We start from the raw sequence: 15711 nt of genomic DNA on the forward strand, positions 1-15711 counted from the left end.
CTTAGTCAATTTCGTTGGGATCAAGTGCACCGGGAATATTTTTGATCTCTTCCCAGCGTTCCCCTTGCAGGCGATAACCCGTAGCCGGTCCGGCGTAATCATTGACGTCATTGACCGCAGAGAGCACTTGTCCGTCATCGACGATAATGGCTGAGGTATGGAGATAGTCGCCGGTCAGTTTTGCTTTTTGCATGTTGAGCATGTCCTGGGCGACATCGGTAAAACCGCCTTGCGCCAGGGCTTTCACCACTTCCAGGCTGTTACGGTTTTTATTGATAATTTCCTGGGCGAACTTGATGTCTTCCACGATGTTGCGCTCTGGCATATCTTTCGAACCGTGGGCATAGGTTGCCGCTTCGACCTCTTCATCAGTGATAGGCGGTAATCCCATACCGGCAAAGACAGCCTGTAAAGCACGTGCGGCTTTATTGCGGATAGCGATAACATCTTCTTCGCGCACCGGTCGCAGGCCGCCATCAACCTTCAGGTCACGTTGAATTACGTTGTAATCATCGAAGTCTTCGGCATCTTCGTTTGAACCGGCAAACATGTTGTCGTAGTTCGGCACAGCGGAAAAACCGGAAGAGATAAAGTCGGTGCCCGGCAGAAACTGCATCAGAAAACGTGCGGTACGGCGCATATCTGAGTGAGTAAAGGTCTGGTCATTACTGGAGGCGCATTCCAGATCCAGCGATGAACAAATTAAGTTTTCTGCCAGTACTGCGCGGATGCCTGACGGCACTGCCGATGGAACGCCGATGCAGCTTACGGAACCATTCTGTAGACCCTGAACGCCAGCAGCTTTGGTGATGTAAATGCAACGAGCCTCGAGATAAAGCATTGATTTGCCTTCAGCGTAGCCCATCTGCACTTCAGAGCCAGAGCCGGAAGTAAAGCGCATTTTTAAGCCGCGAGAAGCATAAGATGACGCGAGAAATCCTTTTGACCACGGTGTATCGTCGCCGTCGGTGAAAACGGGTTCTGTGCCGTAGACAGAAATCGTTTCGGCGTAGCAGGTATGGCCTAACATACCGAGTTTCAGTTCGGTGGCTTCCTCCAGTGAACACTGGGTCAACACGCCCGGGCGTCCCACCTGTGAACCGACCAGCAGAGCGATGGCGTTGAACGGTGCATAGCGAGCAACGGCAACGGTGGTTTCCTGTTCGTCAAATCCGCGCCATGCGCCTTCAGCCGCATCGGCAGCAATTTGTACCGGATTATCTTTGATGTTGGTGACGTGAGCCTGTTGCGATGGTGTTCGACGAGCGCGCATTTTCTGCATCGCCATCATCATCTCTACCACGTTCATCTGTGAAACCACTTCGACGATTTTGGCGGGCGTCATCGCGGTGGTCAGGGGAACAATATCGCTACGTTTGACATTTGGATCGCACAACATATTGGCAAGTTTGACCGAATCCATCGCGATGACTTCTTCAGCGCGCGCGAGATTGATACCGTAGCGAGCGATAAAGTGGTCGATCAGGTCAAACTGGCTGGCGGGTTTTCCATCCAGTTCGGTAACGACGCCGTTAACAATTTTGATTGACGGTTTAGGATCGTTCGGGCTTTCCATCGCAATGAAGCCTTCTTCAATCCACTCTTTAACGAAACCGTCCTGGTTGACCGGGCGTTTTGCCAGTGCTTCAAATCTTTTCGATCTCATGAATCTGCCTCAGGGAATTCAGATGTAGGAAGGGCGATCGTTTTTCGGTGTATCGCCGAGAGTCGAAAGTACGGTTTTACCGATTTCGCGTGCGGAGATGACCGCCTGGCGGACTGCGCCGGAGTCACCCGAGATAATCAGAATGACTTCATTGCTGTAGCTGGTGCCATGAGCAGGGGAGCTGTATGCCACGACATCCACATTGGCGGACTTCAGCGCGGTGTCGGCCATCAGAACACCCACAGCAGCAGGAGCGCCGACAATAACGCCACAAGCGCGACCCAGTGGTGCGCCAAACGCTTTTTCCAGTGCATAGCTGGCGCGGGCGGTGTATTGCAGTTCAAGATGCCCGGCTTCGTTGGCATAGACATCACCGAAGGTCCGGTCGAGTTCTTTCAGGGCAACTTCAATACCGCGTTTCACGTCGGACACATCATTGCCACCTAAGAGGATTAATGAGCCGTGTCCGGCACCGCCTTTGGTATCGCGAGGAAGTTCAATGCTAATAACTTCGGTGTTGGTGGCTTTTACTGCTTCATCAGCGGCCATAATGTGTGGCCCTGCACCAATACGTGCGCCCAGAATGCCAATGGAGCGATAGCGTTTTTCAAGTTTCATCGCATCCAATAGGGCGCTATCAACGTTCGCAATGACCAGGCCTACCGTGTCGCCAATAGCGGTGCCAACAAATTCCGTTAATGTGCAGCTTTTTTCTGCCATAGCCGTCTCTCGTGTTTGATGATTGGTTTCCGGGAGAACCCCATGCTCCGGTATCGCTACGCGTGCGATGACCTGCGCCATGATCTGTTCGACCAGTTCATTGCTGCTCATGGGTTAATTCCCTTTGGTAAGATTTTTTCGACATCGGTATGTGGGCGGGGGATAACGTGTACGGCTTTCACTTCGCCGACATTACGCGCAGCGGCGGCACCTGCATCTGTTGCCGCTTTAACCGCCCCGACATCACCACGAACGATGACGGTCACCAGCCCGGAACCAATTTTTTCGTAGCCGACCAGCAATACATTTGCCGACTTCACCATGGCGTCTGCGGCCTCTATGGCGGCAGTTAATCCTTTGGTTTCTACCATTCCTAACGCTTCTTGTTGCATAAAGACCTCGCCTGGATTTTTTGTCGATATGACTATAAAAAAAAGCGAGGAAAAAGAATGGCTGACTTAATCGCTAATGAGAAAAATTAATAGAGTGCAAATGTTATAAAATTGCTTTCAGAGAATATATGTTATTCATTTATTGGTTGTTTTTGGCGTGGTTTGATGTGAATTAATTGCATTGAGACAGCGATTTTAATTTGAAATAATATTTCGTCGAGTTTGGTTTGCTAAAATTAACTGTGATATTTGTTTAAATTTTATTATGCAGGTTTGGCAATTTTTTATTGTGTCAGTTTGGCGATATTCATAACTACAATAGTGATGATTGCTGTGGTGAATGCTATGGCGATGACAATAATTTGCTATAGCAACACGATTTTTCCACGAATCTGGCATGCATGTTGGCAATATTTTTTTCAGCACAATTTTTATAGTTGCGTTCGATATACACAACAATCAGCGCATTGTTGGCTGATAAAGAAAAAGACTCTGTGAAAAAGGTGTCGCTATGAATGATTCACTCAAGGCGCAATGCGTTGCCGAGTTTTTGGGCACCGGACTGTTCCTCTTTTTTGGCATTGGTTGTTTGTGCGCCCTAAAACTTTCCGGTGCAAGTCTGGGACTGTGGGAAATTTGTATTATTTGGGGGTTAGGTATTTCACTTGCTGTTTACCTTACGGCAGGCATTTCCGGCGCTCATCTTAACCCGGCGGTTACTATTGCTCTGTGGTTGTTTGCCGCTTTTCCTGGTCGTAAAGTGCTGCCATTTTGTGTGGCACAATTAGCGGGAGCCTTTGGTGGTGCGGTTCTGGCATATTTTTTATACAGCAATTTGTTTGCCGATTTTGAATCTGCTCACAATATGGTTCGTGGTAGTGCAGAAAGTTTACAACTCGCCAGTATCTTCAGTACTTACCCGGCAGCGGCGATAAATGTATGGCAGGCTGCATTGGTTGAAGTGGTCATAACGTCCATGTTAATGGGGTTGATTATGGCGTTGACCGATGACGGTAATGGCGTACCCAAAGGACCGCTTGCGCCTTTACTTATTGGTATTCTGGTCGCTGTTATTGGTGCTTCTACCGGACCATTAACCGGTTTTGCCATGAATCCAGCGCGTGATTTTGGGCCAAAAATTTTCACCTGGCTTGCTGGTTGGGGGGAAATTGCAATGACTGGCGGGCGCAATATTCCTTATTTTATTGTACCCATTATTGCTCCGGTCATTGGAGCCTGTGTGGGTGCGGCGATTTATCGCTTTCTTATTGCACAAAATTTACCTGTCAATAGTGTTACGCCTAAAGATATCAGCGAATAGTGAAATAACCTGGCGGTTATAAACGTTTATTTTTTTAGTGTTTGTGATCTGCTTTCCGAACTTATTAAAAAGTCTCCCGCTTCATGGAGGCTTTTGTTATTGTCCGTTGTGCTTCTCGTCAGTAAATCATTAAGGATGATGTGAAGATTAAATGTAAAACAATTGTTTTGCTATAACAATAAATTAACTGGGAGGTTTTATCATGATTTCTGCGGCGACACTTAATTCAGAACTCATTAATAAAATCGCACAGGATTTTGCGCAGGCGACTAGTCTTGCGGTTGTCGTGGTCAATATCCACGGTGATGAAATCTCCGAGCTGTTTAACTTCACCCCATTTTGTCAGATGATGCGCCAACACCCTCAGCTTAGCACTCGCTGTCGCATGAGCGATCGTTGTGGTGGTCTGGAAGCCTCTAAATCCGATCAGCCTTGTATTTACCGCTGTCATGCAGGGTTAACCGATTTCTCTATTCCTCTGGTGATTGCCGGGCATTTAGTCGGCTTTGTGTTGTGTGGACAAGTTCGCCTGCGTAATGATGATGTTGACTTGATCGATATTCTGAATGTCGATGATTGTTGGCAAGCCGACCCAGAATTACTTAATGAGTTTCGCAAAGTTCCTGAAATGGATTACTCGCGGGTTATGGCCTCTGCTGATTTGTTGAAGTTGATTGTGGAAAATTGCCTCAAAAAGCAACTCAATTTTGTCGTTATTAAAGAGAATAAACCTCATTCGGGGTCAGTTCGTCAGACCCGTGCGCCTAATCCCCATGATAATAAAATGAAAAAAGCATTGCGCTATATCGATGCGCATTTATCAGACGATTTGCGTCTGGAAGATGTTGCCTCACATGTTTATCTAAGCCCTTATTATTTCAGTAAGTTGTTTAAGAAATATCATGGGATTGGTTTTAATGCGTGGGTAAACCAACAACGAATGGCCAGCGCGCGTGAGCTGCTGTGCCATAGTGACTGGAGTATCGCCAGTATCGCGCGTAATTTAGGCTTCTCACAAACCAGTTATTTCTGCAAAGTTTTTCGCCAGACGTATCAGGTGACTCCGCAGGTATATCGTCAGCAAATTAGTGAAAATGTAGCAGCGGAAACAGCATAAATTTAATGTGGAAAATGAGGGATGATTAAATAGACTCTGGCAATATTAATTAACGTTATTTACGTGTTATGGGATAAGTGAGATCAGCTCATAACATACGCTGACAGGTTCGGCACATTTGTGCCTGGGAAGAGGGTGAAAATCCCTCGCAGCCCCCGCTGCTGTAATGCTGACAACCCCGAAAATACCACTGATCGCGAGATTGGGAAGGCCGGGGAAGGATGATGCGAAGCCAGAAGACCAGCCTGTCAGTCAATACCAACAACTTCGGTGGGAAGTGGGTTGTCCGGAAGCGCCCGGTTGAGTATTGGCGCGTCTTTATACCCCTACCACCCTGAGAGGATCAGGGTATGGCGGCATCATTTAGTTCATTCATTGTAGTGCCGACAGGCACCTGCGCTGCTCTCAATGTGCGGCAATCGTTTTTCATGGTATATCAGCCTAACCGTCATTACAGGAAACGAAGCGGAGGACGGGGGATATGAAAACGATAAAACCCGAATCGATAGCCCTTTTTTGCCTCTCCTCTGGCGATATTAATCTGGCGAAATATCTGGCTGAAATGTTGCCAATGACCTGCTTTGTTGGTGAGGACTGGCAGCAAGGTTTCTTGCCTTTTAAAGGTGGAGCAGTTCAATCGTTATCAGACGCGTATACCGATTATTCAGTGCTGTTATTGATTGCTGAAAACGGGGTCTCCATACCAGAAAGTTTCTCTCATCCTGATGGCGCAACGGTAATCTTAATCACACGGCATAATGCTCGTTTGCTGGCTGGTCCGGCTGGTGGGGCGGTAGCATTAATCCATTATCTGAATGAAATGTGTCAATGCAGAGAAAATGTTGCCAATGGCACATTCTGTCAGACGTTTACACAGGGAAAGCGGACTATTTCACAACACCGCCTTCATTCGTAATGGATTGAGAACGCTGGATTTTTATTTTCATTACGCGCAGTATTAATTGCGGAAATGTTATTACGATCAGCAACGATGGCGCATCCATAGTTCTGGTCAATAAATACCATCATACAATTGAACCAGGAGTCCGTATGATGATTTTGGTGACGGGTGGTGCACGGAGCGGGAAGAGTCGGCACGCCGAGACGCTTATTGGGGATACTCCACAGGTTCTGTATATCGCCACTTCGCAAATCCTTGATGATGAGATGGCAGCACGGATTGAGCATCATCGGCAGGGGCGTCCGGCGCACTGGCGCACGGTGGAACGCTGGCAACAGCTTGATGAGTTAATTAATGCCGACATTAATCCGCAGAATGCAGTGTTGCTGGAATGCATTACGACAATGGTGACTAATCTGTTGTTTGATTATGGCGGCAATAAAGACCCTGAAGAATGGGATTATGTGGCGATGGAGCAAGCGATAAATGGCGAGATTCAGTCGTTGATTGCGGCCTGTCAACGTTGCCCTGCAAAGGTCGTATTAGTGACCAATGAAGTGGGAATGGGTATTGTGCCGGAGAATCGTCTGGCGCGACATTTTCGTGATATTGCCGGGCGAGTGAATCAGCAACTGGCCGCTGCGGCAGATGAAGTATGGCTGGTGGTTTCGGGTATTGGAGTAAAAATCAAATGAGTAAATTATTTTGGGCGATGCTCTCTTTCATTACGCGTCTGCCTGTACCGCGTCGTTGGTCCCAGGGACTGGATTTCGAACATTATTCTCGTGGCATCATTACTTTTCCCTTAATTGGTTTATTGCTTGGCGCGATTAGCGGGCTGGTCTTCATGGTGTTGCAGGCATGGTGTGGCGTACCGCTGGCGGCACTGTTTAGCGTGCTGGTTCTGGCGCTGATGACCGGAGGATTCCACCTGGACGGCCTTGCCGATACCTGTGATGGCGTATTTTCTGCACGTAGCCGAGATCGTATGTTGGAAATCATGCGTGATAGCCGTTTAGGCACCCACGGCGGTCTGGCATTGATTTTTGTTGTGCTGGGAAAGATTTTGATTTTGAGCGAGCTGGCTCTACGTGGTGAGCCGATTCTGGCATCGCTGGCAGCAGCATGTGCTGTCAGCCGAGGGACTGCCGCATTATTGATGTATCGTCATCGTTATGCCCGGGAAGAAGGGCTTGGCAATGTGTTCATTGGCAAAATTGATGGGCGACAAACCTGTGTAACCCTCGGTTTAGCCGTGATTTTTGCTGCTGTATTACTGCCAGGTATGCATGGTGTGGCTGCTATGGTGGTGACGATGGTGGCAATTTTCGTCCTCGGTCAGCTTCTCAAACGTACTCTGGGCGGGCAAACCGGCGATACGCTGGGAGCTGCCATAGAGCTTGGTGAGCTGGTATTTCTGCTGGCGCTGCTATAAAGAGAAGCAACATGCAAACACTTGCCGATTTACTGAATACGATCCCGGCCATCGATCATGCTGCTATGTCACGCGCACAACGGCATATTGACGGGTTACTCAAACCCGTCGGTAGTCTGGGAAGGCTGGAGGCGCTTGCCGTACAACTGGCAGGAATGCCGGGGTTGAATGGTGTTCCTCATGTGGGCAAAAAAGCGGTAGTGGTTATGTGCGCCGATCACGGCGTCTGGGATGAAGGTGTCACTATTTCCCCGAAAGCGGTGACAGCCATTCAGGCCGAAAATATGCTACGCGGAACAACCGGCGTGTGTGTTCTGGCAGCACAGGCGGGGGCTAAAGTTCATGTAATTGATGTAGGGATAGATACTGCGGAGCCAATACCCGGACTTATCAATATGCGTGTCGCTCGAGGTAGCGGCAATATTGCTTCAGGTTCTGCAATGAGCCGCTGTCAGGCTGAAGAGTTGCTTCTGGAAGTCATTCGTTATACGCGTGAACTGGCGAAAAATGGCGTCACGCTGTTTGGCGTGGGTGAGCTGGGAATGGCAAACACGACGCCGGCTGCGGCAATAGTCAGCACAATTACGGGACGCGATCCCGAAGAAGTGGTTGGTATTGGCGCAAACCTGCCGACAGATAAACTGGCAAACAAAGTTGATGTTGTTCGTCGGGCAATTATGTTGAATCAACCGAATCCGCTGGATGGTATTGATGTACTGGCAAAAGTCGGTGGATTTGATTTGGTCGGAATGGCTGGCGTGATCTCAGGAGCCGCTTCCTGTGGTTTACCCGTGTTGCTGGATGGCTTTCTTTCTTATGCCGCCGCGCTTGCTGCGTGTCAGATGTCGTCTGCAATCAAACCGTATCTTATTCCTTCCCATTTGTCGGCAGAAAAAGGGGCGCGTATTGCGCTGGCACATTTGGAGCTGGAGCCGTATATCAATATGGAAATGCGTTTAGGTGAGGGGAGTGGTGCGGCGCTGGCGATGCCCATCATTGACGCTGCTTGCACGATATACAACAACATGGGCGAACTTGCTGCCAGCAATATTATTCTACCGGGGAATACAACTTCAGAATTGAACAGTTAAAAACGAAAAGTCTGATAAAAGCTATACTTATCGGATGGCTTTCGCGACTTAGGAAAGGGATATGATGCGTCGTGTAAATATTCTTTGTTCATTTGCTCTGCTTTTTGCCAGCCATAATAGCCTGGCGGTAACTTATCCATTACCCCCAGAGGGGAGTCGTTTAGTGGGGCAGCCACTTACAGTAACGGTTCCCGATCACAATACCCAGCCGCTGGAAACTTTTGCCGCGCAGTACGGACAAGGGCTGAGCAATATGCTGGAAGCGAATCCGGGGGCTGATGTTTTCTTGCCGAAGTCTGGTTCGCAACTCACCATTCCGCAGCAACTGATTTTACCCGCCACTGTGCGAAAAGGGATTGTGGTTAACGTCGCCGAGATGCGTCTGTATTACTACCCACCAGACAGTAATACTGTGGAAGTGTTTCCTATTGGTATTGGTCAGGCTGGACGAGAAACCCCGCGTAATTGGGTGACTGCCGTTGAACGCAAACAAGATGCACCAACCTGGACGCCAACCCCTAACACTCGTCGTGAATATGCAAAGCGTGGGGAGAGCCTGCCTGTATTTGTCCCAGCCGGACCCGATAATCCTATGGGGCTGTACGCGATTTATATCGGCAGGTTATATGCCATTCACGGTACTAATGCCAATTTTGGGATTGGCCTACGGGTAAGTCAGGGTTGTATTCGTCTGCGCAATGACGATATCAAATATCTGTTTGATAATGTTCCGGTAGGGACGCGCGTGCAACTTATTGATCAGCCAGTGAAATACACAACGGAGCCGGATGGTTCAAAGTGGCTGGAAGTTCATGAGCCGCTGTCGCGCAATCGTGCAGAATATGAGTCCGACAGAAAAGTGCCATTGCCGATGACGCCTTCCTTGCGGGCGTTTATCAACGGGCAAGAAGTTGATGTGAATCGTGCGAATGCTGTACTGGAACGCCGTTCGGGAATGCCTGTGCAAATTAGTTCTGGTTCAAAGCAGATGTTTTAAAATAGCTGTCGTATAAAAAGCAAAAAGCCTGCTCGAAAGCAGGCTTTTTTTGAATCTGGCTCCTCTGACTGGGATCGCCGTAGCCATTAACTAGCTGATTGGTAAGCTAAACCTAAAAATCGGGTTTGTCAAGACCACCAGAATGACCACCTTTAGACCGCCTGCCTATAGTAACATATTAGAAGAACCTACCTATTCCAGGTGGAAATATGATTAATGATGAATTCAATCATCTCCGATAGATTCAAGCCTGAGTTATAGCTTCCCTTAAACTCAGTGACGGTATTTTCAAAATAGGCTGCAACTTCCATTTTCGCTTTACCGCTTTTCAATCTGGTTTTATCCGCTGTTACATCAAAAAACTTACTAAACGCTGGTTCGGGTAAGTAGTTTTCCATTGTGTAACCCTGTGTAATCCATGTGGGTAGATTTTGCCGGATTGCTTCTTTTGCCGTTTTAGCACTTAATAAAATGGGATTCGCAGGCGTGGTCATATCATAATCATTATCACGGTCAGCGATAAAAATGCAGTTCTTGTTGATCATCAGTGTTTGAATGGTATCAGTACTTTCCGCCGAGTAGTGTTTTAACATTGCGCCTCCATAGGGAATGAACACATAGTGAACGTTTTCAATAGGAGTATCGAGGCCGTTTTCCTCACAATACAGTTTCAGCCAGTGTCGGATATAAATGCGATCACTAACGCCCTCGACCCAGATTACTCCATTGGCTTGAAAAATCTCACTTGGCCGTATCCCCATAACAGAAAGAAAAGCTGCGGACCGGGTGAAGTTTTTGACACCATACCCATCAGCCTCATACAGACTGACTTGTATGTTGTCCCAAATTCCATATTCAAGAAAAACGGTTGAGTGCGTGCTAATAAATAGCTGGAGGCGTTTTTCAGCTGTAATTTCTTTTATTCTTTTAACGAGAATACGCTGAAGGTGAGGATGAATATGTACTTCTGGCTCTTCTATGACACAGATTGTGAGTGGAGCCTGCAGAGAAAGCCAGGTGAGAAGCCCGGCGAATGCTTTCCAGCCGGCTGGTATATCCTCAATGCTTATGATATTAGACTGAAGCTCATCATCGTTCAGCCAGACACTGAGTGCATTCGGGCCGCTATCTGAAACAGAAAAGCAGCGTTCGAGGATATACTCTGAAAAGCTTTGTTGTCCGGGGGGCCGTTGGTAGCGAAAGGCGTTCTCTTTTAATCCTGATGCAGCAGTGCCCGGAAGATAGCGTGCATCTTTATTGAGATACATAACGACTTTTTCCAGTGGGAGGCCGGTAATATCATGACCAGAGCGGTAAGATACATTCTGCTGTAGCTCTTTCATGCATTGCGCGTAGCCAGAAGGAAATGGCTGTGGCGAATGAGAGTTGATGGTGTCCTCATGTATCAGTTCCCCGGTAGAATGCTTCGCCATCACACCCACATGCGATTTACCGATACCCTGAGAAGTGAATAGGGCAACAAGAATGGTATTGTTGTCAAACTCTAACCGAAAAAATCCTGTGGTATCACTTCGCATGTTCTCTCTGCCGAGCGAAACCAATTTAGTGGGATCCGAAATGGTACGTAGGATATCAAGAACCGTTGATTTACCACTTCCGTTGGGGCCTGAAATAATATTGATTTGAGCTGGCTGAAGGATATTCCCATCTGGCAGAGGGGTATGATGCGAGTTGGTGAAGGCTACTTTTCTGAGATTTGCGAATGATAAATAGGTCACCGGCATAGTATTCTTCCTTGAAGGGCAACTAGTTAATGTGTATGAGGTTTATAATACCTCGCTTGAAGTCCTACTGGTCTCTTCTGCTTGTCATGGGCCATGTCGCGTATCAAGAGCCGCGACATCATGGCAGTAATGATTAGCTTTTCAGCACCAGGGATAGGCTATGTGGTCGTACCTCAACCTCAGATTTGGTGCACATGCCTGATTATGGATACAGCCCTACTAGAAAAACAGATATGCAGGAAATCATAACATGTTAAACAGACGAGTCAGGCAAATTCACCCCCAAGAGGATAAAGATAGCCAAACTAAGACATTTGACGATTATTCGGAGTTTCCAAACATTGTTCTGCTTGGCGACCCTGGCGCTGGAAAAACTCATCTTTTCAGACAATTTGCGGGATTAGGTGAGTCAAACTATCTGACGGTACGGCATTTTTTAAGTGGTGTTCCGATAGATAATCAAAAAGCCTTATTTATTGATGCATTAGATGAAAAAAGGAGCAGTCATAACAGTAGCGATGTTGTAGATGACATAGTCCAGAGGCTTTTTTCCCAAACTCCGCAAAAGGTCAGAATCTCCTGTCGCTCTCAGGACTGGCTGGGTGAATCAGACCTTTCAGCATTTTTACCCTATTTTGAGCGAACAGGGGGATATGTCGTTTTACATTTGCAGCAGTTATCAAGGGAAGAACAGAAAGCGATTCTGCATGTTCATGGCATAGAGCATCCCGAGAAATTTCTGGAGGAGGCAGAAAAACACTCTGCCTATGAGTTTCTTCACAACCCACAAAACCTGCTTATGCTGGCTGAGGCTGTCAAAGAAGGAAATTGGCCCCGGACGAGGTCTGAGCTTTTCCACTCAGCGACACAGCTTCTTTTAACTGAACATAGTAGAGAGCACACGCGGCAAGATTCAGGAATTTATACCAGCGACGAGTTAGAGCACCCTGCTGGGTCTATCTGTGCGTTGCGTATACTGAGTGATGTTTCCGGGATTTCTCTGCTTCCGAATGATATCCGACCAGAATATCCTGGCTATAGAACCATTCCGTTTTTCTCACATGAAATAATCAGAGCGACGCTATCCCGACGCATTTTTTCCACCGGGGATGAAGTTGAGACAGTTGATTACAGCCACAGGACAATTGCCGAGTATTTAGCAGCAAAATGGTTAGCCAGTATTGTTGAGAAGGGATTACCCTTGGGACGTTTGAGAAGCCTTCTGGGGTTTGAGGGCTATCCGTCTTCAGAATTAAGGGGATTGCACGCATGGTTGGCGGTCTTTTTACCACAACACGGCCAGGCCTTCATTGAAGCTGACCCTTATGGTGTACTGACTTATGGTGATGCAGCTTCGTTATCTACTGTAGATAAACAAAGTTTACTTACGGCACTGGCCAAACTTTCGGAAAGCGATCCTTGGTTTAGAAACCACGGCTTTTCTTCTAATTTGAATGGCTTCGTGAGCGAGGAGATGGAAGCACATTTGCGCCTGATTATTCATGATCCCAAATCGCGATTTTCATTGCGTATGCTTATCCTCGAATCTCTATCTGTTGCAACCCCAATATTATCATTGAATGAGGATTTAGTTGATATTGTTAAATCTGAACGTCATTCATATGCCGAAAAAGAAGAAGCGACAACAGCATTAATACACTCGGGGCCATCAGGTATTAAAGAAGTCGTCGAAATTTATTCTGAATTGAAAGAGATAAATCACGACAATATTCGGTTGCGCAACCACATTATTCAATTGCTTTGTAAGGATTATTTTTCTGCATTGGATGTCGCAAAACTCTTGATTGATACTTTAAGTATTACTAAGGAAAGTTTACCGGTAGGATCTCTATGGGGAATAATTGATGTTGTTCCTGCCGAGGAGATAATGACAATATTTGAATGCCTATCTCAATACCAAAATAAAAATATAGATAACTGGTATTCATCACCAAGAAATCGTCACGAGGTTTTGTATTATATTGAAAGTGGTCTGGAGATTATTCTTAATGCGAAAGAGCAGTATACTGCTGAACAGATATGGATGTGTCTGCATGTTCATCACTGGTATAAAGAGCATTATAGTACTTTTGAGAATAAAACAGCCCAGATTGTCCAGTTGCTAAAAGAACGTGATTGGCAATATGAAGATATTATAGATGCGGCAATAACATCTTTTACTAGATATAACACAGGATATCTGTTTTTACATGAGTTTAGACAAAGTACATTTGGCGTTATTCCACATGAACTTCTTTTGTCTCGGTTTATACACTATCTGTCAAGTAATGGAAACGTTTCAGACAAGACGAAATTCATTTATCGATTAGCATTTTCTGTTCTTTGGGACTGTGCTAAACCGTCACAGCAGGTATTTGAACTTCTTATTGCTTATGCTGATTTGAATAATGAACTTTATTCTATTTTAGAAGCAACATCAGTTTGTGGGATTGATGAATGGCGGGTGAAGTTCAATATCAGCAGGATAGAAAGTGAGAGAGAAAAAAGAAATATTATAGATTCAAATAAACTGGAGTTTCATCAATTAAGAGAACAGATTGTCTCGGGTGATCATTTAGGATGGCTTAAGCATATTGCGTATATTTATTATGCATTATATAGCGATGTAGATGAAAAGCTATCCTGCTTTGAGCGTCTGTCATCAAATCTTGGGGATAAAAGTGCTATAGACGCCATTTCTGGTCTTGTGGCTCTATTAGGCAACGCAGATCTCCCGTCTATAGATGATATTAATAACTCTTTAATAAAAGGTGAATATTATGAATGGTGGTATGCTATATTGGCGGGAAGTGACGAACTATGGAAACAGAAAGATGACATAACTCTTTGGGATAATGAATTGCTAAAAATGTTAATAACTTTGGATGCAAGATTATCAATCCATGTTAAAGAAGACAATGTTATTACGACCTATTCATTGCCATGGAAAAAGTATGTAATACTTTATCGAGAAGATCTATTCATAGAAACATATAGTTATATAATAGACTTTTGTATGAAAAATAAAATTCAACATATTGTGGCATTGAACTATATATTACATGAGAAATCCTTACGAGATTTTTACGTCATCCCTTTAGTTATGTATTTTGCTAAAAAATATCCTGATGATATTAATCACACGCAAAGCTTAGTCGAATGGCTACTGGCACATCCACAGATACATGAAGAATTGCTGGAACTATCTCAAATTATGGTTAAACGACGAGGTGTATTAAAGAAGGTTAACTATCATAGTTGGTTATCGTGTTGTTATTTGCTAGCCCCCGAACAGGTTTCTGATTTATTTATCTCTGAAGCGAAGTCAGATTCTGAGATCATTTGGATTGTGCGTGAATTAACTGGTAATGCCAGAAGACGGAGAGAAAATAATAATCAAGAACTTTCTTTAATTCAATTAGAAACCATCATTAGGGTTTCAGCAACACATTTCCCTAATGCTTATCATCCAGTAGATGGAAGTCATGGTTCAAGGAATAGCTGGGATTATGCAGAATTTATCAGAGTATTGATTAGCGAAGTTTCTTCTATTTCTTCATACGATGCCAGTGAAGCACTTGAGCGTTTATTACTGCTGCCTGAATGTGAAAGTTATCGGGATCATCTTTCACATGCCCAAAGCAATCAGAAAATTCGTTATAGAGAATCACAGTTCCATCATGCCGACTGGAAGCAGGCTGTAAGTACATTGATGAATGAAACACCTGCCAACGTAATGGATCTTTACTCATTGTTGCTCGATCATATACGAGATATTTCTAACCGAATTGCCAATGAAAATACCGATATTTATAAACAATTCTGGAATGAAGACAGTTATGGCCGTACCCTAACGCCTAAACCTGAAGAGAGTTGCCGTAATGTTTTTCTGGATTTACTCCGTGTCCGGCTTAATCCATTAAAAATAAGCTGTGAACCAGAAGGACACATGGTTTCTGATAAAAGGGCAGATATCATTGTTTCACTACCGGGGATAAAAATACCTGTAGAGATAAAGCGTGATTATCATCGTGATGTCTGGACTGCGCTCAATGGGCAATTGGACAAGCTTTATACTAAAAACCCCGATGCTGCTGGTCACGGTATCTATCTGGTTTTTTGGTTTGGTTCTGCTCGACCGAATTCCCTGCCTCGTTGGGCGAAAACTATGGCTCAACCTGAAAATGCCAGTGCAATGGAAAATATGCTTAATGAAACTGTGCCGGTTGAAAGAAGAGATCGCTTATCAGCGATAGTTATTGATGTGTCCGGTGAGGATATACATTCTGTTGAAGCACCGAATTCTTCTATATAAGGAAAATTTAT

General features: G+C 45.5%; 12 protein-coding genes and 1 riboswitch. Of the genes, 8 read left to right on the forward strand and 4 right to left on the reverse strand.

Features of this window, described 5'->3' with window-relative positions; translation table 11 throughout:
• Nucleotide 1: 1 nt before the first annotated feature.
• From pduC to pduA, 3 genes are read right to left on the reverse strand one after another with little or no spacing between them, the layout of a single operon-like run.
• Nucleotides 2-1666: a propanediol dehydratase large subunit PduC gene (gene pduC / locus HEM79_RS15675; RefSeq protein WP_001256911.1), complete on the reverse strand. Its 1665-nt coding sequence runs from the start codon at nucleotides 1664-1666 to the stop codon at nucleotides 2-4.
• Nucleotides 1667-1684: 18 nt separating this feature from the next.
• On the reverse strand, nucleotides 1685-2497 hold the full coding sequence (gene pduB, locus HEM79_RS15680) for a propanediol utilization microcompartment protein PduB (RefSeq protein ID WP_176242932.1): 813 nt from the start codon (nucleotides 2495-2497) through the stop codon (nucleotides 1685-1687).
• On the reverse strand, nucleotides 2494-2778 hold the full coding sequence (gene pduA, locus HEM79_RS15685) for a propanediol utilization microcompartment protein PduA (protein ID WP_001183614.1): 285 nt from the start codon (nucleotides 2776-2778) through the stop codon (nucleotides 2494-2496). Before pduA ends, pduB begins: the two co-directional genes overlap by 4 nt.
• Before the next feature lie 511 nt (nucleotides 2779-3289).
• Between pduA and pduF the strand changes: the two genes are divergently transcribed.
• The 7 genes from pduF (at nucleotide 3290) to ldtA (ending at nucleotide 9640) form a co-directional block, all read left to right on the forward strand.
• Nucleotides 3290-4099: a propanediol diffusion facilitator PduF gene (gene pduF / locus HEM79_RS15690; protein ID WP_176242931.1), complete on the forward strand. Its 810-nt coding sequence runs from the start codon at nucleotides 3290-3292 to the stop codon at nucleotides 4097-4099.
• Nucleotides 4100-4301: 202 nt separating this feature from the next.
• Nucleotides 4302-5216 (forward strand): transcriptional regulator PocR, encoded by a 915-nt coding sequence (pocR, locus tag HEM79_RS15695; protein WP_000622041.1) that lies wholly within the window; start codon nucleotides 4302-4304, stop codon nucleotides 5214-5216.
• An 88-nt stretch (nucleotides 5217-5304) separates the two neighbouring features.
• A riboswitch (cobalamin riboswitch) is annotated at nucleotides 5305-5479 on the forward strand.
• A gap of 218 nt (nucleotides 5480-5697) precedes the next feature.
• Nucleotides 5698-6132 (forward strand): hypothetical protein, encoded by a 435-nt coding sequence (locus HEM79_RS15700; protein ID WP_000849059.1) that lies wholly within the window; start codon nucleotides 5698-5700, stop codon nucleotides 6130-6132.
• Nucleotides 6133-6266: 134 nt separating this feature from the next.
• Nucleotides 6267-6812 (forward strand): bifunctional adenosylcobinamide kinase/adenosylcobinamide-phosphate guanylyltransferase, encoded by a 546-nt coding sequence (gene cobU, locus HEM79_RS15705; protein WP_176242930.1) that lies wholly within the window; start codon nucleotides 6267-6269, stop codon nucleotides 6810-6812.
• Nucleotides 6809-7552 (forward strand): adenosylcobinamide-GDP ribazoletransferase, encoded by a 744-nt coding sequence (cobS, locus tag HEM79_RS15710; protein ID WP_010348811.1) that lies wholly within the window; start codon nucleotides 6809-6811, stop codon nucleotides 7550-7552. Before cobU ends, cobS begins: the two co-directional genes overlap by 4 nt.
• An 11-nt stretch (nucleotides 7553-7563) precedes the next feature.
• Nucleotides 7564-8643 carry a nicotinate-nucleotide--dimethylbenzimidazole phosphoribosyltransferase gene (gene cobT, locus HEM79_RS15715; RefSeq protein WP_176242929.1) on the forward strand — a complete coding sequence of 360 codons (1080 nt, stop codon included), beginning with the start codon at nucleotides 7564-7566 and terminating at the stop codon, nucleotides 8641-8643.
• A 61-nt stretch (nucleotides 8644-8704) separates the two neighbouring features.
• Nucleotides 8705-9640 (forward strand): L,D-transpeptidase, encoded by a 936-nt coding sequence (gene ldtA, locus HEM79_RS15720; RefSeq protein ID WP_176242928.1) that lies wholly within the window; start codon nucleotides 8705-8707, stop codon nucleotides 9638-9640.
• 188 nt (nucleotides 9641-9828) lie between these two features.
• Here the strand turns inward: ldtA and HEM79_RS15725 are convergent, their stop codons facing one another.
• Nucleotides 9829-11385: an AAA family ATPase gene (locus HEM79_RS15725; protein WP_176242927.1), complete on the reverse strand. Its 1557-nt coding sequence runs from the start codon at nucleotides 11383-11385 to the stop codon at nucleotides 9829-9831.
• Between the two features lie 250 nt (nucleotides 11386-11635).
• Here HEM79_RS15725 and HEM79_RS15730 point away from each other — a divergent pair, with 250 nt between their 5' ends.
• Nucleotides 11636-15700: an NACHT domain-containing protein gene (locus HEM79_RS15730; RefSeq protein ID WP_176242926.1), complete on the forward strand. Its 4065-nt coding sequence runs from the start codon at nucleotides 11636-11638 to the stop codon at nucleotides 15698-15700.
• Nucleotides 15701-15711: the final 11 nt, after the last annotated feature.

It is taken from the genome of Escherichia sp. 93.0816 (genome assembly GCF_013368855.2).
Classification (GTDB): domain Bacteria; phylum Pseudomonadota; class Gammaproteobacteria; order Enterobacterales; family Enterobacteriaceae; genus Escherichia; species Escherichia ruysiae.

Coding starts and splice junctions, on each gene's coding strand:
- HEM79_RS15725 (WP_176242927.1), bottom strand. CDS start 11,385: ATGCCGGTGACCTATTTATCATTCGCAAATCTCAGAAAAGTAGCCTTC.
- HEM79_RS15730 (WP_176242926.1), top strand. CDS start 11,636: ATGTTAAACAGACGAGTCAGGCAAATTCACCCCCAAGAGGATAAAGAT.
- pduB (WP_176242932.1), bottom strand. CDS start 2,497: ATGAGCAGCAATGAACTGGTCGAACAGATCATGGCGCAGGTCATCGCA.
- pocR (WP_000622041.1), top strand. CDS start 4,302: ATGATTTCTGCGGCGACACTTAATTCAGAACTCATTAATAAAATCGCA.
- cobT (WP_176242929.1), top strand. CDS start 7,564: ATGCAAACACTTGCCGATTTACTGAATACGATCCCGGCCATCGATCAT.
- pduF (WP_176242931.1), top strand. CDS start 3,290: ATGAATGATTCACTCAAGGCGCAATGCGTTGCCGAGTTTTTGGGCACC.
- HEM79_RS15700 (WP_000849059.1), top strand. CDS start 5,698: ATGAAAACGATAAAACCCGAATCGATAGCCCTTTTTTGCCTCTCCTCT.
- pduA (WP_001183614.1), bottom strand. CDS start 2,778: ATGCAACAAGAAGCGTTAGGAATGGTAGAAACCAAAGGATTAACTGCC.
- cobS (WP_010348811.1), top strand. CDS start 6,809: ATGAGTAAATTATTTTGGGCGATGCTCTCTTTCATTACGCGTCTGCCT.
- cobU (WP_176242930.1), top strand. CDS start 6,267: ATGATGATTTTGGTGACGGGTGGTGCACGGAGCGGGAAGAGTCGGCAC.
- ldtA (WP_176242928.1), top strand. CDS start 8,705: ATGATGCGTCGTGTAAATATTCTTTGTTCATTTGCTCTGCTTTTTGCC.
- pduC (WP_001256911.1), bottom strand. CDS start 1,666: ATGAGATCGAAAAGATTTGAAGCACTGGCAAAACGCCCGGTCAACCAG.